13 protein-coding genes and 1 pseudogene are annotated in these 19,180 nt (G+C 69.4%); 4 read left to right on the top strand and 10 right to left on the bottom strand.

Going from position 1 to position 19,180, the window contains the following annotated elements:
• The first annotated feature begins 98 nt into the window (after positions 1 to 98).
• Positions 99 to 989, top strand: coding sequence for a glycosyltransferase (locus EES41_RS37055; RefSeq protein ID WP_164496164.1), 891 nt, complete (start codon positions 99 to 101; stop codon positions 987 to 989).
• Positions 990 to 1,190: 201 nt separating this feature from the next.
• Here the strand turns inward: EES41_RS37055 and EES41_RS37060 are convergent, their stop codons facing one another.
• Positions 1,191 to 1,412 (bottom strand): hypothetical protein, encoded by a 222-nt coding sequence (locus tag EES41_RS37060; RefSeq protein ID WP_123083385.1) that lies wholly within the window; start codon positions 1,410 to 1,412, stop codon positions 1,191 to 1,193.
• Between the two features lie 759 nt (positions 1,413 to 2,171).
• Between EES41_RS37060 and EES41_RS41860 the strand changes: the two genes are divergently transcribed.
• Positions 2,172 to 2,642 (top strand): hypothetical protein, encoded by a 471-nt coding sequence (locus EES41_RS41860; protein WP_164496165.1) that lies wholly within the window; start codon positions 2,172 to 2,174, stop codon positions 2,640 to 2,642.
• 114 nt (positions 2,643 to 2,756) lie between these two features.
• On the opposite strand, the gene EES41_RS37070 is transcribed toward EES41_RS41860, so the two are convergent.
• The 7 genes and pseudogenes from EES41_RS37070 to EES41_RS41865 all read right to left on the bottom strand — a co-directional run bounded on the left by EES41_RS37070 (position 2,757) and on the right by EES41_RS41865 (position 13,620).
• Positions 2,757 to 3,113: a hypothetical protein gene (locus EES41_RS37070; protein ID WP_254211849.1), complete on the bottom strand. Its 357-nt coding sequence runs from the start codon at positions 3,111 to 3,113 to the stop codon at positions 2,757 to 2,759.
• A gap of 387 nt (positions 3,114 to 3,500) precedes the next feature.
• A pseudogene (locus EES41_RS37075) lies at positions 3,501 to 4,336 on the bottom strand (IS630 family transposase); the annotation flags it as partial.
• 521 nt (positions 4,337 to 4,857) lie between these two features.
• Positions 4,858 to 5,583, bottom strand: coding sequence for an NUDIX hydrolase (locus tag EES41_RS37080; RefSeq protein ID WP_254211850.1), 726 nt, complete (start codon positions 5,581 to 5,583; stop codon positions 4,858 to 4,860).
• A 100-nt stretch (positions 5,584 to 5,683) separates the two neighbouring features.
• Positions 5,684 to 8,587 carry a CHAT domain-containing protein gene (locus EES41_RS37085; protein ID WP_123082969.1) on the bottom strand — a complete coding sequence of 968 codons (2,904 nt, stop codon included), beginning with the start codon at positions 8,585 to 8,587 and terminating at the stop codon, positions 5,684 to 5,686.
• 27 nt (positions 8,588 to 8,614) lie between these two features.
• Positions 8,615 to 10,048: a hypothetical protein gene (locus EES41_RS37090; RefSeq protein ID WP_123082970.1), complete on the bottom strand. Its 1,434-nt coding sequence runs from the start codon at positions 10,046 to 10,048 to the stop codon at positions 8,615 to 8,617.
• 15 nt (positions 10,049 to 10,063) lie between these two features.
• Entirely contained in the window at positions 10,064 to 13,126 is a 3,063-nt protein-coding gene (locus tag EES41_RS37095) for a CHAT domain-containing protein (protein ID WP_164496166.1), read from the bottom strand.
• Between the two features lie 83 nt (positions 13,127 to 13,209).
• Positions 13,210 to 13,620, bottom strand: a complete 411-nt coding sequence (locus EES41_RS41865) for a hypothetical protein (protein WP_164496167.1) — start codon at positions 13,618 to 13,620, stop codon at positions 13,210 to 13,212.
• 584 nt (positions 13,621 to 14,204) lie between these two features.
• Here EES41_RS41865 and EES41_RS37110 point away from each other — a divergent pair.
• Entirely contained in the window at positions 14,205 to 14,774 is a 570-nt protein-coding gene (locus tag EES41_RS37110; protein ID WP_123082974.1) for a hypothetical protein, read from the top strand.
• 151 nt (positions 14,775 to 14,925) lie between these two features.
• Here EES41_RS37110 and EES41_RS37115 read toward each other — a convergent pair whose 3' ends face one another.
• Positions 14,926 to 16,146: an IS701 family transposase gene (locus tag EES41_RS37115; RefSeq protein ID WP_123082218.1), complete on the bottom strand. Its 1,221-nt coding sequence runs from the start codon at positions 16,144 to 16,146 to the stop codon at positions 14,926 to 14,928.
• Positions 16,147 to 16,376: 230 nt separating this feature from the next.
• Between EES41_RS37115 and EES41_RS37120 the strand changes: the two genes are divergently transcribed.
• Positions 16,377 to 17,861: an ISL3 family transposase gene (locus EES41_RS37120; RefSeq protein WP_123082975.1), complete on the top strand. Its 1,485-nt coding sequence runs from the start codon at positions 16,377 to 16,379 to the stop codon at positions 17,859 to 17,861.
• A 349-nt stretch (positions 17,862 to 18,210) separates the two neighbouring features.
• Here EES41_RS37120 and EES41_RS37130 read toward each other — a convergent pair whose 3' ends face one another.
• On the bottom strand, positions 18,211 to 18,585 hold the full coding sequence (locus EES41_RS37130; protein ID WP_164496168.1) for a PIN domain-containing protein: 375 nt from the start codon (positions 18,583 to 18,585) through the stop codon (positions 18,211 to 18,213).
• Positions 18,586 to 19,180: the final 595 nt, after the last annotated feature.

The following is a 19,180-nucleotide window of genomic DNA, read 5'->3' on the forward strand; positions in this document are numbered from 1 at the left end:
CCACGAACTGCCTCCCGGCACCCGCCTCGTCACTGCCCCGAGGAACCGCCTCAGGCGCGCCGCCCGCCTACCTGCACCACCTCGTCCGCGACACGACCGTGCTCCTTCAGTTCGGCGACGGCCGCCTTTACCCCAGCATTCGCCCCGCCCTCACCTCAGCCCACCGGGTCATCCGCTTCTGCCACTCCGACTACTCCCACCTGCGCACCCGGGCCAAGAACGCCCTCGACCGCGCGCTGACCCGCAGCGAGGACACCATCGTCGCCGTCGGCGGCCGCTCCACCCGCTTCCTCCTCGACGACGTCCAAGCCCCCGCCCACAAAGTCACCACCCTCACCAACGCCATCGAACCCCGCGACCCCGTCCAACCCGACCACCACCAGCCCTGGGCCAAGCATCGTCCCTATGTCGTCGCCGTCCAGAGCCTCTACCCCCACAAAGGCCACGACGCCCTCCTGCGAGCCCACGCCCACCTCAACCGAACCCACCCCGACCTCCAGCTCGTCGTCATCGGCGACGGCGGCCAGAGCATCCCCCTGCGTGCCCTCGCCACCACCCTCGGCATCGCCGACAACGTCACCTGGCTCGGCGCGGTCTGGCACCACGACCTCGTCGACCGAGTCCTCGCCGGCGCCAGCGCCTTCGTCTCCATGAGCCGCTTCGAAGGCCTCCCCATCTCGGACGACGCCGCCACAGTCGCGCCGCTTACATGCGCACTCCGGCCCCGGGCTGCCGTATGCAACCCCGTGACGGACCACCCCCGCCAACCCCTGCAAGGCGGCACCCCGCAGGCCCGCCGGCCAGAACAGTGTCCCCCTCCCCCGTCATCCCCTCTCAGCCCCGACCTCCACCCAGCCCACTCCTCCTCCCCCTCTCCCCCGCCACGTCCCCTCCTTCTCTTCTCAGTCCCTCCCCCGCCCTTACGCCTCCTTTCAAGCCGCTCCACCCCCTCAGCCGTTCTTCGCTCCCCTACCCCCTCCTACCTATAAGTCCGGCTAGTCACCGGCTGCACTTTGGGGTCTGACCAGGCACGATGCGGCTGGGACGCGATTACCGACTCACCCCATCTCTCCCCCCACCTCTCCCCCGATCTCACCCCCCATCTCTCCCTCCTTCTTTCACCCCCGTGGTACACACCCGCCAAGCCCAGCGAGACCCCACCCATGACGGCCGGCCCGGGTCCACCGCGCCTACTCGTATTGGTGTGGCTGCCCGCCCTGCCAAGCGATGACTTCGGAATCGCCGAGGACAAGCTCGTCTGGGTCGGGGATCTCGATGCGCCGCAGGAACTCGATCAGATCCGCATCAGAGAACGCCACCCCGAGGACGGTGTCGACGCCGCAGATCCGGATCACGACCCGCCGGCCACCGGTCGGGGAGATCCGGTGCACCAGGATCGGCGCATACTCCATACCCCCAGCGTGCGACGGGACAAAGCACATGGCATCCGGGCGATCCGGTTCAACCTGACGCGCGCCCTATCCGAGACCACGGGCAGGAAGCGGAGCCCGCCATCGTCGTCGACGGCGGTGACGTACTCGTGCTCCCGCTCGGAACGGCAGGCGGCAAACTGGTCGCTGCGCCGGGTCCAGCGGATCGGCTCGTGCGGCACCCCGGCAATCTCCATGACCGGTAGGCGCCCAGCAGTGACGATGCGCGGCTCGGTCGCCACCCTCAGCGCCTCGCAGACCTCAGCGGCCACGGTGTCGTTGGAGGCCGCAGCCGACGCTCCACCCCCTGTGGTCGCCGGCGTCCATCGCCCGACACGGGACACCGGCTTCCGTGCAAAAAGGGGGGGGTCGAGCAGCGGTACGTCCCGCAGGCGGGAGCAGCGGCCCGACTCTCTTCTCAGGTGCCAGTCAGGCGGGAGGCGGCCCCGCATCGGAAGCGAATGTCACCGCTCTCCGGGCCCTGCCGCCACGCAACCGGTGACTCACCGATTCGGTCACCACTCACCAGCCCTTACGCACCGGTGAGTCACCAATTCACTCACCACCGGACGCCGAGCACGATCCAGCCCGCCGGTAACCCGAGTTCACCGCACACGCCCTTCCGTACCCGCCCTCCGACCCGCGCCCGAGGGCTTCGTGCTTCCTGGAGGAGACCAGAGGACCTCATGGTCCGAGAACCGGAGAAGGCCCGCGCTCAGCGACCTGCGAGCACTCCCGCCCGTGCGGCGGTCGCGGGCGAGCGCCCTAGGCTCGAACGCAGGGTCGGCCGGACGGAAGACCCGAGCGCTGCCCCTGACCGCCATCGACTTCGGCCGGCTCACGCTCGGCGACATCGATCACCCCCTCGACGCCTTCACCCGGCAGGCCGCCGTCGACTACATCCACCTCCGGCACCAGCGCTGGCCACATACCCGCAACCCTCACCTGTTCATCAGCTCGCAGACCGCGCACACCCGGGCCCCGGTCACAACCTGCTGGATGCAGCCGCTGCTGCGCGGCCTCCCGGTCACCACCCAGCAACTTCGCGAGGACCGAATCCTCGAAGAGGCCGCCGTCACCGGCGCTGACCCGCAGCACCTATGCGCGGTGTTCAACATCACTCCGGAGACCGGACTCCGCTACACCCGCTTCTTCCACCCCGACCCCACGGACAGCGACGACGTATCCGGCTGCAACATGGAGAAATCGTGACCGACCACCACGCTCACCTGCTCGCCGCCATCGTCGAGCTCGGCGGTGAGCTGGAGCTCCCAGCTACCCGTAACGGGCGCTTCAGGGGCGCGGTCATCCCAGAAGGCTGCGCGGTCAGCGACGCCGGCCGCCGCCGATGCGGCGGTCGTCGGCCAGTGCGGTCAGCGGGCCGAACTCGCGGGCAAGCTGGTTCCACGTCAGAACCTCGCCACAGCGGGCCGGGAACTCCTTCGGGTTGAACTCGGGCATGGTCCAGGTGCCAGTGCCCCGGTCCCGCAGCCACAGGTCCCCGTCACCGTCGACCACAGTCGGCGGGACCGGTACGGGCTCGGCCTGATCGGTGGGCTCCCAGGTGACCCGGCCCGGGTGGGAAACGCGGCGCAGCTCGGTGGTGGCCAGCCGCGCGGCCAAGTCACGGGTGGACTCTTCGGCGTCCTTGACCGACGCGAGTCGGAATGCGTCGTCAAGCACGGGCAGGGCTGGATTCTTGCTGCGCTTTGAACTCATACGCTGACTACCTCCGGTGGGGGGCGTCACATCCGTTATGGCACCCCGTAGAGGAACACGGTATCCGAGGCGGGAGCCGGGCCGGCTACGACCACTGTCCAGGTGGAGGCGCTGGCACACCGGGCGGTGGGGCTAGGTGGTGAGCTGGTCCTGGACGTGGCGCAACCCGTGGTGGTAGCGCTCAGATATGGCGGTCCGGGTCTGAGAAGGTGAGGCCGCCGGGGGCGAGCGGACGTCGGGCTGGGGCGGGTGCGGGCTCGGGCTCGGTCTCGCCGGGCGGCTGGCGGAAGTCGGCGCCCTGCTCGACCGGCATCAGCCGGCACCCACCCGCACCTTGTTGCGGGCCGCTCACCTGCGGATTCTCCAGTTCAGGTGGGCGGAGAGGTTGTCGAGGATCACGTAGACCGGGGCGCCGTCCGGGCGGGCCGCCCGGATCGTTCTCAGGGCGGCCCAGGTGTGGTCGATGCCCTTGCGGCGCCGGTTGATCCCCCACATCTGATCGTCGCCGATGGAGTAGCAGCCGTGGAAGTAGGTGATGTCGTGGGTGCGCCGGTAGGTGGCCGGCAGACGGTCCGGCCTTGTCTTCTCGGCCCAGCAGGAGCCGGCGGTGGGGCGGATTCCCAGGGGTCCGAACTCGTCGAACGCGAAAGTGCGGTCCGGCCGCTCATTGATCGCGTACTCGATCCGGGCCAGCTTGACGTCGAAGTCCGCATCAGGGGACTCCTTCCAGGTCTTCGTGCGCTGGAAGGAGATCCCGCGGCGGGCGAGTAAGCACCGCAGGGCCTCACGGCCGATGACGACGGGGCGGGCACGGTTGCGCCGAAGGTGATCGGCGAGCTTTCGGATCGACCAGCGGGAGAAGGGCTTGCCCAGCACGGGCGGGTGGCGGCCGTCTGGACGACAAACTCCTCGTCGTCACGATCGAGAAGGCGGGGACGGCCTCCCGCCCAGCGAGGGTTCAGGCATGCGAGCCCGATCTCGTTGAACGTGTGCATCACGTCGCGGACGGTGTCCTCGTCCGCCTGGACCAGCCGGGCTACGACCGGGACCGTGCTTCCACCAGCCGAGGCCAGTAACAGCATCGCCCGCCGGAACCGCACCGAGCTGGTACTGCCCCGCCGGACAATGTACTGGAGTTTCTGCCCCTCCTGCTCGGTCAGCCCGCGAACCCGAACCGGTTGCGCCATCCCGCCTCCCCACTGGTCCGGGAGAGCATTTCCAACCAGCACCACGAGCAACCCGGCGAACGTTCCCGGTCACAGCACTAGGGCACCAAGCCTCCTGCTTCCACTCCGTGGTCGCTGGGGTGCCCGGCGACGGGCCACGTCGTCCTTTGGCAGAAGCGGGGGTTCTCTCCTGCCATCCATAGTGTGGCCAGCCTCGGAAGCGGTCAGCCGGACGCTCGCGGAGCGGAGAGACCGATCTCGTGGGTCCCGGCCCAGGAGGCGAGCAGGCGCAGGCCCTCTTCGGAGGGGGAGGCGGGCGTCGGCGGTACGCGCCACAGCGTGCTCCTGAAGGGGTGGGGCGGCCTACCCTCCATTCACCTGCTACAGGCCCACCAGACAATTCGCTGTCTCTGACACCACGGTTCCGAACCCGTGAGATCGCACTTGAGCCTGACCGCTGTGCGACAGGCCGTCGCCACGCGGAAGGCTGCGCGACCGGGCGAGGTTCCGCAGGCTGGGCAAGGGGACAGCAGAGCGAGCCGTCACAACCGCCCGCGCACTCGGGCGAAAGCGAGCGCGCTGAGCGTGAAGGAGTCCGTGATTTGCCCTTGCACGAGCATCTCCTCCAGCGTGACTCGGTCGACCGCCCGGACAGTGCTGATGCCCTCGCGCGTCGCCTCGCCGGACGGGGTGAGGCGGAACCGAGCCTCGTCGAGGCGGGCAAGGTACAGCTCGGTCCGGGTCGCCGCCATCCCGCTGTCGGCCTCCATCGCACCGAGGTGAACCAGTTCGCGCACTGGACAGCCGAGTTCCTCCTCGACCTCGCGCCGGGCCGTGCTGTCTCCCTTCTCCCCTGGCTCTCCGAAGCCTCGCGGGATCTCCCAGTGCCACTGCCGGTCGGAGTGCCGGAAGTGGTGGATCAGCACGGTTCGCTGGTCTTCGAGGACCGGCAGGACAGCGGCTCCGATCCCGTCGGACGTGGGGCAGATCCGGACGTGGGCTCCGGGTACTCCAGGTGGGAACAGAACGGCATCCCGGACCACGGTCACGTAACGGTCCTGGTATACGACGCCGATGTCACCGAACTCTTCCGGCAACCCCTGGGAGCGTGCGGAAGCTGCGGCAGCGTCGGCGACCTGGTTCTGAACGGCCGGGTCGAGCAGAATACGGAACGGCGCGTCGTCGGGGTTGGTGAAAAGGTGAGGTCTGTCCTCCACCAGCTTCTGATATGCGGCAAGGCGGAGAGCCCGGCGTTCTGCAGCGCCCACAGTCCATCCTCTCTGGTAGGGCTTGCGGTGCCATCTCTGTACGGCGTACCCGGAGCGCAACCTACCCATGGAGGCCCATCGGCATCCCCCGTGAACCGGTTCACGCCCCTCGTTCGGAGCCGGGCGGGATCCGGAGCAGGCGCAGCTCCGCGGAGCAGTAGGGCGTGTAGGCCAGACCCATGACGTTGCCCTTGCCTAGCAGGTCCAGTCGCATGCGCCGGATCGCCTCTCCTGCGTCAAGGCCCTCGGGGTCGGCGAAATGACCGAAGAAGCGCTCTGCGGCCTCCGCGGCCACCTTCTGGTGCAGCATCACCTCGGTGCCGATCACTCCTGCGCTCGACGCATGAGTGAAGGCATCGACGAACGACACGAGGGCCTCAGGGGAAATTTCGACGGTGCGGCATCCGTTGATGACAACCAGCGGAGCGGCCGACCGCCAGTGCTCCTGTCGCGGCGTCCACAGGGTTGCGTCCCAGGTGGCGATCTGGTGGGTGCTGATTTCGTCGTGCACGCCGATCTCGACTACTGGCCCGATGCACGGGTCGCGCTGCGACTCGCGCAGTCCGTGGCAGAAGAAGTAGACGAACTGCAGCTCCGGGGCAGCGAGAGCCGCACCGAAGCCGGCAGTGCTGGTCTGCCTGGCAGCCGCCTGGACTTGGAGGTCGCGTTCGATCCGGGTGAGGTGGGCCGAGATCGCCCCGAGGTCCAGCTGGTCGTCGAGGGTCTGCCCGACGACCATTCGGGCGGCATCCCGGTACGGGATCTCGCGCCGCATCGGGATGCCCGGCCGAGCGGACGGCGGGACTTCGATGGCGTGGCGGAACCCCCAGAACCCGTAGGGGCACAGGGTGTCCACCCGATGGCCCGAGCCGTACGGACACGCGTGCGGGTAGCCCGCCTCGATGACGTCCCGCTGCCAGTGGTCGATGACCGGGCAAGGCTGGTACCAGTCGCTGTCCTCGACACCGAACGGGGGATCGTTCAGGTGCAGGTCGTAGAGGACGGGCCACGGGAAGACGTAAGTGGAGTTGCGGACCCGTGCGATCTGGATGGTGGACGGCTGGTCGTCGGCCACCGGTAGCTCCTGGCCCACCATGGCTCTGAGACTGTTGCGCAGGGTCCGGCCGAGGGTGGCCAGCCGCGCCAGATCGGAGAGGTATCGCCGCCGGTCCTTGCTGTTGTCGCCGCCGTAGGCGTTCATCTCCCCACCTTGGCCCTTGACGATGTGGGCGCTCCGCAGTCTCTGGCGGAAGAGCCCCATGGCCCGGCCGAGTTGGGCCTCGGCGGCGACGACCTTCAGTCCGCTCTCCGGGCCCGCCTTCCAGTAGATCCGGCAGGTGCCGTCGTCCGCCGCGTCGGTCAGGACGCTGAGCGTGCGGGGAGCCTGGGCGTCGAGGTCGGTGAGGGCCTCGGTGGCGGTGTAGTCCGTCCAGCCGTACAGGACCGGATCGTATGGCGCGGCCACAGGCTCCGTGCCGGTCACGATGGAGAGCTGGAAGGCCTGCAGCAGGTGACCCTGGTAGTGGACGGTCACCCGCAGGCGGCCCCTTCCGGGGGTGCTCGGCGAGCGTAGTGGCAGCAAGATGTACGGCGTCCGGTCGAACGGATGGCAGCGGTGTGGCTGCACTCCGGGCGGGCAGGAGCACGCCCATGCCTCGCCCTGGTGCGGCAGGAAGAGCGCGGCTGCGGCCTGGTCGACCTCGATGTCGTCACCGGCTGCTGCCACCTCCAGCCAGTGCCCTTCCAACGTCTGTGGAAGCAGTTCCTCCGGCACTGCTTGCGGGTGGTCGATCAGCGAGTCGGCGGCCCACTCGCCGATACCGACCCGCAGCGCGTAGCAGGTGTCCGCCAGAAGCGGCTGGTACCGGTCGACGAAGGTGAAGGGGTCGTTTCGGTACACGATGTGCGTGTTGACGTATCTGGGCTGTCCGGCGGGTGCTCCGGCCGAGGACATGGTGATCAGCCCCGTTGGAGCGGCTTGAGGACCTGGCGAGGGCCCCCTGTCTGCTCCGAGTCCGCTCCCGGCGGTGGTCTGTACCGGTCGGATGTCCGGCCACCAGTCCCCGGGCGAGGCCCGCCACCCTCGGGAGGCGCCGTAACGGGCCCCGATGCCCGCGATGACCTGTCGGCAGAGGAGCCTCAGGGAGGCCGACTCGGTTGCTTCCGCGGCTCGGTCCAGTTCCGCGAGCCCGGGGTGCGCGGCGGCCAGCTCGGCGCGTACGGACGGCCACGGCAGGCGCGCGGTCGCCGCGAGCGCCCGCAAGTGTCCCTGCCAGGGCCCGACAGCGCCGTCGGCGATGTCGCGGAGCCGGTCGCGCTGCCGCGCGTCGAGGTACGGTACGGCACGGACAGCCAGCGCCGCCGCGTACCACTCGGCTTCGCTGTCCAGTGCCTCCTCGACGAGGTCGAGCGCCAGCTCGACGCGTCCCCTTAGAGTCCGCGGGTCGAGGTAGGGCAGCAGGTACACCGTCTCGCTGTCTTCGAGCGTGCCGTGCTGCTCCGCGCGACCGGTGAGCAGCGCGGCCAGGAGGGGGACATTGGCCAGGGGCGGGACGTCCGCGGGGGCGAAGCGGGCCAGTGCCCGTAGCTGTTCCCAGGCATCGTCGGCCGGCGCCCCGGGCGGGCTGTCGCCAGGGGCTGCGGCTGCGTTCAGGGACTGCCGGGCAGCCATCGCTCGGTAGACCAGAATCTCGGGCCGGTCATCCGATGGGTTCAGGGCGGCGGCCGCCTCGGGGCTGAGATGACCGGCCAGCGGAGGCAGGGCTTCGACCAGTGTGGCGAGCTGCGCGCAGGCGTCGGCCCGTTTGGCCAGTATCTCGGCGACCGCATCGGCGATGGGCGGCCACCCCGGATCGACGGTGTCGGCGAGTGCGGCAGCGGCGCGCGCCAGGCTCGGCAGATCGGCCGGGTCGGCCCAACGAGCCAGCCAGGGCAGCAGGGTGGGGGGCGGCGCCTGCGGTCGCCGAGACGGGTTGAGGAGTTCGCCGAGGTCGTGTGCGGTCATCCGGGTTTCCGATCCCTTGGGGCCCGGTCACTCGGCCACGGCTGTGGCCAGGCCCGTAAGGTGTTCGCCGACTGCGAGGGCGTTGGCGCGGACGTCGGGCGCGAGGTCTTCCATCTGGAGGAGCTGTGCGTAGTCGGTGCCGCCGTGCCGGGCTGCCAGGACCAGGGCTCCGTCGTCCGCGCGCAGGGTGTCCGGAAGTAATCCCTGGAGCACGGCCAGGTGCCCTGCCCACGCCTCCCGCAGCCTGCTGGTGACCGGGCTGCCGCCCGGCGGCCGGTTCGGCAGCTCGACGGTCTGGGTGCGCTGCCTCGTGGTTTCCTCCAGGAGCGCGTTCAACCGGACGCAGCTGTCCTGCCACGACGGCCACCGGTCGTGGTCGGCGATCAGCTCCCAGTAGGTCGTGAATAGCTGGCGCAGCGCGCTCACGGGCAGCCCAGGGAGCGTCTCGGCTGCCGTGAAGACCCCGGAGACCGTGGGAATTGCGGCCTCGGCCCGCTGCGGGCCGAGCTGGGCGGGCACGAGTCCCCGGCGGCTCCGGATCGTCTCCAGGGCCAGGGCGTTGACCTGCTTGAGCTCGTCGCGGGCGTCCACTCGTGGCACGGAGGACATGAAGCCTGCCTGGGCCCCGGCCGAGTCCGCGAGGACGGCGTTGTAGAGGGTGTCCACGAACTCGCGAATCTGTTCGTGGTTCCGCAGGTCGTCCGGGGAGGAGTTCGCGACGAGGTCGTGCGCCCAGCCCCGTTTCCCGAGGTCGACGAGGCCCTGCCGGCAACTGATTTCCTGGCGGATCCTGAGCGCGATGTCGCCCGGGCAGTGCCGACGCCGGGCGAGTTCCTCCACTGTCCTGTTCTCCAGGCCGGTGAAGTGGTCGAGATAGTCGCCAAGCTGGACGTGGGCCGCCCCCGAGGCGTAGCCGGCATCGCGGCGGCCGCTGTACTCCGCGAGCCGGAGCAGGATGTCGAAGCGTTCTGCCAGTTTGGGGTAGTCGCGCCCCAGCCAGGCGGGCGAGTCGGGGAGCTGTCGCGGGTCCCCCTGGTTTCTGGTCAAGACGGTTGCGAGTTCCTTGCGCGCCTCGTGGTCGTCATCGATCGGTGCCCACCCGGAGAGGCGGAACTTGGCACCCGGTTCGACCCGCAGGAACTGTCCGGCACAAGCCGACAGGAGGTTGTCGGCCCCGAACCAGGAGACGAGGACCGGGCGGGCCCGGGCCAGTCTGGCCCGGGCGGTGCGGTCCTTGCCTCTGTTCAGTGCCTCGGACCGCGTCGACAGCAGCGCGTCGACCAGCTCCAGGACGCTCACGGAGTCCATGCCGTAGGTGTTGTTGACGGCGAGCGAGTGACCGAGGAGCAGATACAGCAGCGCCTCGGTCTGGGCCTGGGCTCGGTTGGGATGGTGCTCGCGGTCGTTGGCCGTCGCTCTGGTGGAGTCGAAGGACTCCAGGAAGACCAGGGGCTGGTGCATGCAGTGCCTCCGGGACTATGAGGGTGGTTCGGCCGGGCGGGGCGCGGGAAAGAGCACCGGGTTCGCGTCAGTGGCGAGATAGAGCATGGGTACGGCGGCTGCTCCGGGTTGTCCGGTCAGCACATAGCGGTGCAGGGCGTCGGCGAAGGCCAGATCCACCGCAGCACCCTCCAGGGTCAGCGCCGTGAAGTCCTCGACCAGCGGCTGCACGGTGTGGCTGTACACCTCTGAACGCATGGCGACCACGCACGGGACGCCGAGCTGGACGAGTCGGCGGCCCAGAGTTCCCGACCGGCAGCCGACGATCACCACCAGACGTGGGCGTGCTCCGGCGATGGTCTCGGCGACCAGCTCGGTGCTCAACGGGGGGAAGCGCCGGGAGAATCGGACACGGTCGGGCTCGCAGTGCGCCCAGAGTTGCAGCAGGTCCACCGGATTCGCCAGGGCGGACTCGAACTGTTCCTGTTGCTCAATGGCGACGGGCTGCGGCTCGGCCAGGCGGACGTTGCTGCGCCGGGTGCGGCGCTGCATCAGGTCGTATGCCTCGTCGACACTTCTCAGCAGGTCACTGCCGCCGGGGCCGCTGTGGTCGGTACCCCGGACCACCAACATGGTGGGCCGACGGGGCTGGCCCGGACTGTTCGTGGGACTCCTTTGCGGGCGGACGGTGCGCACGATCGTCACCGGCGGGCGGTTGAACCATCCCAAGGGGGCGTTCGCCGCGTGCAGGAGTTCCCAGGGCAAGTTGTCGGTCTCGCTGTCAGCGTCCAGCTCGATCCGCACGGGTCGGTCCGGGAACGGGCCCCGGGCGGCGTCCAGTGCGAGATCGAATCCCGCCTGCCACACCCGCTCGCCCACAAGACCGGCGGCGAAGACGACGCGGGAGAGGCTGTCGACGGACTGGGCGGCCCGGGTGTCGATGTCGCCGAACTCGCGCTTGGACAGCTGAAGGTGCGACCCGCTCGGAAGGGCCAGGTCGTAACCGCTGTCGGTGGCCTGGATACGTAGCTGTACGACTCCCTCGCGACCGGCAGCCGGATCCAGTACGTCGTAGCCGACGACCCGGGTATCGGCGGCGGCCACGATGCGCCGGTCCCCGGCCGCCACGCGCTCCGCCTGACCCGCGGCGATAACCGGGGGCCGCGGTCCGGCGGAGTGCAGCACCACTCCCCGGTCGGGGTGGGCGACCGCCAACCGGTCCTCGTCATATCTCGCGGCCGGTCCGGATCCTGCCGGAAGGGTGGTGCTCGGATCCTGGAGGCCCTGGCCGGTCGCAAGTTCCCGCACGGTACCCGAGGGCTCGCGGACGAGCGGGCCGGTGGCCCCGAACCCCAGCAGTCGCGATCCGGCCGTCAGCAGGGCGGCAAAGCCGGGGCCGCCCTCGGATCCCCGGACCAGGATGTTGCCCGCGTCGTCAAGCGCGGCGATCGTACCGTCGGCCGCGAAACAGATGTCGGCCACGGTATTCGGCAGGCGCAGAACGTGTTGGGTGTCCCCGCAGGAGAGCACGACGGTGCTTCCCTCCGCGTGGGCGCGCCGCTCCCCGCAAACTGCCACAGCGGTGCAGAGGGCGGTGCTCAACCGTGTTACAGCGTCAGCCGCCGCGTTCGGAGACCAGAGGAACGCCCCGACGTGACTGGCGACCAGCCAGTCCCTGCCGTGGGGGACCAGGTGGTAGATCCGGCTTCCGGTCAGCCTCAGAGCGGCCTGAGCCGTGGTGGTACCGCGGCCGTCGTACTCGCGCAGGTGTCCGAGAGCGGTTCCCGCGGCGGCCCGGCCGCGTTCATCGGTGGCCACCGCGGTAACGACGTCGCCGCCCATGAGCGCCACCGGTACCCCGCTGGCGGGTAGCTCACTCCCCGTGTGCGACAGGTCCCACTGCACGACTTCCGTTCCCCGAGTGGTGATGAGATACCGGGAGCCGAGAAAGGCGAGGTGCTCGACCATGTCATCCCCCGTCAGCCTGTCCTCGAACGCCTCCTCCCCCGGCTCACCGACGAGGACCCTGTCCCGACTGGCGGAGGCGAGGCGACCGTCGAATGACCACGCAACGGCCCGCGCGCCCAGGTGCGACCAGGCAGGCCCTTCCTCACCCAGGACGCGGACATCTCCGCTGACCGTCGCGACGGCCAGCCGTTCTCCGTCCTCGTCCCATGCGGCCGCGGCCAACCACGCCGTAGCCGGTGCCAGCGTCCGCCAGGCCCCGGCCGCATCGGCACCCGGGTCTCCAAATGTCCATTCCGCTGCCGTGCCGTCACCCCAGACCGCACGGAGCGCCTCGTCTCCGCGGAAGGCCAGCGCCATGACCTGCCCGTCGGTGCTGGCCGACGCGGGCAGCGGAAGCCATCCATCCGTGCCAGGCCGGTACACCAGGACACGCCCCAACTCGTCTCCGCAGCCGATCCAGCCCTGCGAGCCGATCGCGGCGGCTGTGATGGCGGCGCGGCGCTCCAGCGCGGGAGGCGGATGGTCCATGCCGACCGTGGTGAACGAGGAGTGCTGGCCACCGGCGAACATCCAGTCGCCGCGAACGGCCAGTGCCCGCACCGGGCCCGCGTCGAGGCGGGCAAGCGTCGTCAGGCCCTCCTCGGGCGTCCACTGCTGCACTGTCCCGGACTTGGTGCCCAGGACCGTGGCCGCCCGGGTGCCGAGGATCACGCTGACGCTGCCTAAGGCGCGTCCTTCACGGCGGAACCGGCCGTCCCGGGAACGCGAGGACCAGCGCAGGCGCAGAAACGTGTCCCCCCATGCGCACAGCCAGGCCACCGCCCAGCGCTCGACGACGGGCATCCGCCATTCAACGGCGATTTCCAGGACGGCTCGGGCGATGTCCGCCGCCGTCCCGGTGCTGGGCGCGCCCGATCCCTCCACCCGCGCGCGGGCGTGGCGCAAGGCAAGCAGCAGCTCTCTAGCGGCCGAGCTGTGCGGGCCGGACGGTTCCAGTGCGGTGAGGAACTCGTCCACGTCGAAGCGTGCCCCCTGCTGCGTCCAAGGGGTGGGCAGCACATCACCCAGGGTAACTTCCATGTCGTATCCCCCGCTCCCGTGAGGCGGCGCCCGTGATGTGCGCTCCGGCAACGACTGGCTGTGGTGAAGCCCGACCCGTCTGACGGCACAGCAGAGCCGTCAGTTCCTGTCGGCCCGTGAGTGTCGGCCTCCGGTCAGGAGGTCTTGCGCCCACCGAGGAAGCCGGAGCTGGACGGTCGCCCAGGCGAAGCAACCTCGTCGTCTCCTCCGGGTGACCTCTGCGCCTCTTCAGCGGTGGACCTCAGTGCCGTGTGCTCGCGCCCGCCCAGGAAGCCATCGGGGCCGGCGACGACTTCGCGTCCCTCCAGCTTCAGGCTGATCGCCAGGTAGGAGAAGAACCCGACTCCGAGTCCGATCCCGTACGCCGCGAACAGATCTGGCTCGGCGAGCTGGGCGTTCACGACAGCACCGCCCCCGACAGCGGCGACGACCGCCGCCAGATCAGCTATATGGGCTCCGTCTCGGGCCCTGCGCAGAGTGCGGTAGGTGATCCAGCCGACCACCAGCCCGAATACCCCGGCACCAACGAGACTGAGAACACTCATGGACGCACCCCCTCCTACCCCCAGTGCGGCAACGAGCCGCTCCCCACCCACGACTGCCCCCGCATCGGGGCGATTTAGACCCCGTCCTTCCTTACTATCGTCCCACGTTCAGAGCACCTGAAGGATGGTTTCGGGGACCAAGGAGGACCGAATCTTTGTCTTGCGGTGTCGTGGGGGCCGCTCCGCTCCGCTACACACTCGGCGCGGCGAGCGGATTGAGTCTCCCGCACCGCAGGGGTCTGACCAGGCAGGGAAGGCGGCAGGCCGCACCGGACTGCGTCCAGCGCGACTTCACCGCGCAGGAACCCAGCCTCGTCTGGGTCGGTGCCATGACCGAGATCGTCACCGCTAAGAGATAGTCCACGGCGAGCAGCACATCGTCTGGCGTCGCATCGGCACCCACGACATCCTCACCGGACCTTGACCGGCTTCGCGGTATGGCCTGGATCCCTTCCCGGAACTCACGCCAAGCTCACAGTCAGCTCACACCGGCCCCGCCGCGTGGTCTTCGGTGTACGGGATGCTCGTTGTGGTCTTGGCCGGGCCTCGCAGACGATCTTCACGCCTCACGATCTGGAGTTTCCGTGGCCATCAGCATGCCCGCGTGCACCGTCCCGGCCGTCGGTGTCGCCTCGCGCACCGGTACCGACGGAACGAACGCCGACGCCGCCCACGCCTTTCACGCATCGACCGGGGCGGTCGGCGCCGCCGTCATCGACGGGATCAGCCACTCCGACCAGCTCCATGCCCTTGTCCCCGTCCTCGCAATCGCCGCCGCGCGCACGGCGGCGATCAGATGGCCGCTCGCCGGCCTGCTCACCGCCGGTCTGCTGACCTGCGACCCCGGACACGACGGCGCACGTCCGAGCGCCGTCGCCGTCGTCGCCCGAGTCCAGGCCGGCGAACCCACCACGCTGGCCTGGGCCGGTGATGCCCGCGCCTACGGATGGGACCCCCAGCTCCAGCTCCTCACCCGCTACACCACCGACCACACGGTCGCCGCCTACCTCGCCGCCTACGGGATCGAGGAGGACATCGCCGACGAGTTCTCCTCCCAGATCCGAGTCCACCTGACCGACGTCACCCCCGCCACCGCGCATCAAGCCCTCATCCCCTGCGGACACCTAGTACTCCAGCAGGATTTTGATGTCTGACCTGCGGGTTTCGCTGGGCGGCTGGAGTGTAGCGGGCTGCGGTGTGGTCAGGGACGGTCTTCGTCGGACGGTCCATCGATCGTGCGACAGCGCCGCAAGTAGTGGCAGTGGCGGGCGACTGCTTGGCGCTGGCGGCGCCATTTCGACCAGCTCAGCGCGTGGTGTCGTCCTCGGTGGCCACGGAGGTGTGGGGGCCGGGGCCGACAAGCTGCCAGGAGTCGCCGAACCTCCGCCACTGTGAACTCGATTGCCCCTGCTGCCTCATCGGTGCCACCCCCTTTTCCCGGAGCTCGCGCGCCGTGGAGGCCAGGAAGGCGTGGGCGAGCATGGCGAGGGTGATGTGCCGGTACCAGCCGACGTAGCGACGGACTTCGTACTGGTCCAGGCCGCACTCGTTCTTCGCGGCCTGGAAGCACTCCTCGATCGCCCAGCGTGTCCCGGCGATCCGCACCAGCTCCTGAACAGTGGTCTCCAAGGGCGCGTAGGCGAGGTAGTAGGCGATCTCGTCGGGCTTGCGGATGCTGCGGCGGGCCAGTGCCCACCGCATCCGGTGGGGGGCCTCGCCCTGGTAGTCGAACTCCTCGACGGCCGGCAGCCGCACCGCCGCCCAGTGGTAGACGCGAGGACCTTTCGCGCCGTCACCGCACGAGATTTTCTCCCATGCCTCGGCCGGGGCCTGCGCGAACAGGCCGTCGATGCGGGGGCAGCCCACGGTGAACTGGGACTTGGGCACGGCCAGCACGTAGCCGACGCCGGACTGTTCCAGCAGTCGGCGAAAGCGGCTCTCCTGTCCATAGGCGGAGTCCGCGGTGACCCAGGAGATGGGCAGCGGCGAGGCGAGAGACCTCAGCACGATGCGGCGGGCCAGTTCACCCTTGGTGGCGAACTCCCGCTCGTCGGGAACGCGGGCCGCCCGGCAGCGTTCGCGGTCCTCGGTCCAGCTCTTGGGCAGGTAGAGCTCACGGTCGACCAGGGCCCGGCCCAAGGTGGTGGCGTAGGCGGCGAAGACGCCGATCTGGCAGTTCTCGGTGCGGCCGGCGGTTCCGGAGTATTGGCGCTGGACCCCGGCGGATGTGGTGCCCTTCTTGATGAACCCGGTGTCGTCGATGATGAGGACGCCATCGCTCTCGCCGAGCTTGTCAGCGACGTATTCCTGCAGGTCATCGCGGATGTCGTCGGGATTCCACTTCGCTCCGGCGAGTAGGTGCTGCAGACCGTCGGGGGTTGCGTGGCCTGCCTGCTCGGCCAGTTGCCAGCTGTTCTTCCGGGCCACCGGGGCGAGGAGGCCACGTACGTAGTCGCGCATGCGACGGCGTAGTTCCACCCGTCCGAACCGATGGCCAATGGTCACGAAGAGGTCGTCTAGGTCCAGGTTCCACTGCTCGCCAACACGCGCGCTGATCACCTTGGGAAGCTGCCCCGCCACTGCCACTACTTGCGGCGCTGTCGCACGATCGATGGACCGTCCGACGAAGACCGTCCCTGACCACACCGCAGCCCGCTACACTCCAGCCGCCCAGCGAAACCCGCAGGTCAGACATCAAAATCCTGCTGGAGTACTAGGCCGTTTCTTAGGGATCATGGGTCTGTAAAGATTTCGGCATATCTCCGCTGGTCATTGAAGAGGTGGCCGATGAGGGCGGCCGGGTTGTGGTGAGGGCGCGGACTCCGAAGGAGCCTGCGCCCTGCCCGGTGTGCGGGGCGTCGTCGGAACAGGTGCACGGCTACCAGTGGCGCAAGGTGGCCGACGTACCGGTCGACGGCCGGCGGGCGGTGCTCCGCGTACGAGTGCGACGGCTCGTTTGTCCCACATACGGCTGCCGCCACACCTTCCGGGAGCAAGTGCCGGGAGTGCTGGAGCGATACCAGCGGCGCACTACCCGTCTGACCAGGCAGGTCAAGGCAGTGGTGAAGGAGTTAGCGGGCCGGGCGGGCGTGCGTCTGCTGGCAGCACTTGCCATGGACCTCTCCCGTCATACAGCCCTCCGTGCCCTGCTGGGGATCCCTCTCCCGACCAGCCGGATTCCTCGGGTGGTCGGCGTCGACGATTTCGCTCTTCGCCGGCGGCACCGCTATGCCACCGTGGTGATCGACGCCGAGACCCATGAACGGATCGATGTCCTGCCCGACCGCACGGCCGGCACGCTGGAAGCGTGGCTGCGTGCTCATCCGGGCGTTGAGGTCGTGTGCCGTGACGGATCGACGACCTACGCGGAAGCCATCCGCCGGGCCCTGCCGGACGCCGTGCAGGTCAGTGACCGCTGGCATGTGTGGCACAACCTGTGCGAAGCCGCCCTGAGCGAGGTGAAGGCGCACAGCAACTGCTGGGCCACCGTGCTCGACGCACCCTTGTATGACGGCCCCCGCGCGCAGACCACGCTCGAGCGCTGGCATCAAGTCCACGACCTGCTCAACCAGGGCGTGGGCCTCCTCGAATGCGGCCGCCGCCTGCAACTGGCCCTGAACACCGTCAAACGCTATGCCCGGCCCGAGCGGATGCTCCGCGTCCCAAAATACCGGTCCAGCCTCGTCGATCCACACCGCGAGCACCTGCGCAGACGCCGGGCCGAAGACCCCGCCGTCCCCGTCCAGCACCTCTTCGAAGAGATCAAAACCCTCGGCTTCACCGGCTGCCTCAACCTCCTGCACAAGTACATCAACCAAGGCCGTGCGGACGCCGACCGCAGCCACATCTCGCCGCGCAGGCTGGCCCGGATGCTCCTGACCAGGCCCGAGAACCTCCAGGCCGGACATCGCGATCTCCTCGACCAGCTCATCGCCGCCTGCCCCGAGATGACCCACCTGGCCAACTCCGTCCGGACTTTCGCCCCGCTGCTGAAGCCTCAGCCCGAGAACGCCGACGCGCTCGAACTCTGGATCACCCAGGTCCGTACTGCCGACCTGCCGCACCTGCACGCCTTCAGTCGCGGCCTCGAGCGCGACCGCGACGCCGTGATCGCCGCGGTCACACTTCCGTACAGCAACGGCCCGACCGAAGGAATCAACACCAAGACCAAACGGATGGCCCGCCAGATGCACGGACGAGCAGGCTTCACCCTGCTCCGCCACCGCATCCTCCTCGGATAACACAACTCTCCGTTACCACCGGATGTGAGACAGAGCCGTTACTTTTACAGTCCCCCGAAAAGCGCTGAGGACCCGGACAGGCCAACGCCCCCGTACATACGGCGGCCCCGAACCGGAGCGCTGGTCGGGGCCGTGAAGAGGTCGGGCATCAAGCCCAGGAGGTGGTCAGCCGGCGTCGGGGCGCTGCCCCACGAGCTGGGTGAGCAGCTCGATGATCTGGGCCTGGTGTTGCGGTCGATCTTCTGGGCGAGGTTGCCGATCTGCAAGCTGACCGCTGCCAGGCCGGACTTGATGATCCCGAAGCCGTGGTCGGGCTTCTGCGTGACTTCCGGCATTGCGGCCGTCCTGGCTAGGTGGGGTCGAGGGGGTAGATGCCGGTGCCCTCGTACGCCTCGGGGGTCAGGGAGAGGACGGTGACGGGCTCACCGGTCTTGGCGGCCTGCCAGGCGATGGCCGCCGGGTGGGTGACCGCCCAGTCGGTGGCAGTCCAGGAGCCGGCGTCCAGTGCGTGGGCGGTAGTGAAGGGCACGGATTCGGCGAAGCGCAGCCGGGCGGCGTGAGAGCCGGCTCCGGGGGTCGCGCGTTCGGCGGCGAGGACGGACAGCGCCGGGATCAGGACGCGGCCGGTGCCCCGGGAGGATTCGATGTAGAGGCCGGTGAAGAACGGGTCGGCCCAGTAGAGGGCGACCAGGGCGGTGTGGTCGAAGACGGCCGTCAGGCTCACGCGGCGGCGCCGTCCTGATGGGTGCGGATCTTGTCCCAGGCGGACTGCCCGGCCTGCTGGAGGTCCTCGGTGTACTCCAGCCCGAGAGACGGCTCTGGCCGTGAAGACAGCTTCGACGGTCAGCTGTCGAGCAGTCCCAGCTCGCGGCATCGTCAGCGGAATCGCCCAGTGGCACCACCTGCGCCGCCTGCGGCGGAACTCCGCCCGCCAGCCGATCAGCGACGGCCAGGCGAAAGTCGTCCGGCGCGAGGTCGGCACGGCGCTCCGACTCGTTGCCTGGCTGCGCGAACACGACAGCTCGCTCGTCCTGATTACTCAGCTCCACGTCGGCAGCTGGTTCACCATTCCGAGCCGGATGCACGCCTCCCCGAACTTCCAGCGCAGCGGGGCGGCGGACGTCGCGGGGGGCTTGGCGGGCCACCGTGGACCCGCCGAGGGTCTGGAAGCCGCTGTGGGCGAATGTGGCGAGGCAGCGGGTGATCATCCGCGACGTCGTCCGTACGGCCGGAGACGGCGATCAGGGCGCGCTGGGGCAGGCACAACCTCTAGCGCGATGGCCGGACCCCCACTCGCTCTGCCCCGGCTGGTTGCCGGG

Origin of the sequence: Streptomyces sp. ADI95-16, assembly GCF_003721495.1 — a bacterium.
GTDB lineage: Bacteria > Actinomycetota > Actinomycetes > Streptomycetales > Streptomycetaceae > Streptomyces > Streptomyces goshikiensis.

Coding starts and splice junctions, on each gene's coding strand:
- EES41_RS37060 (WP_123083385.1), bottom strand. CDS start 1,412: ATGGAGTATGCGCCGATCCTGGTGCACCGGATCTCCCCGACCGGTGGC.
- EES41_RS37085 (WP_123082969.1), bottom strand. CDS start 8,587: ATGACCGCACACGACCTCGGCGAACTCCTCAACCCGTCTCGGCGACCG.
- EES41_RS37090 (WP_123082970.1), bottom strand. CDS start 10,048: ATGCACCAGCCCCTGGTCTTCCTGGAGTCCTTCGACTCCACCAGAGCG.
- EES41_RS41865 (WP_164496167.1), bottom strand. CDS start 13,620: ATGAGTGTTCTCAGTCTCGTTGGTGCCGGGGTATTCGGGCTGGTGGTC.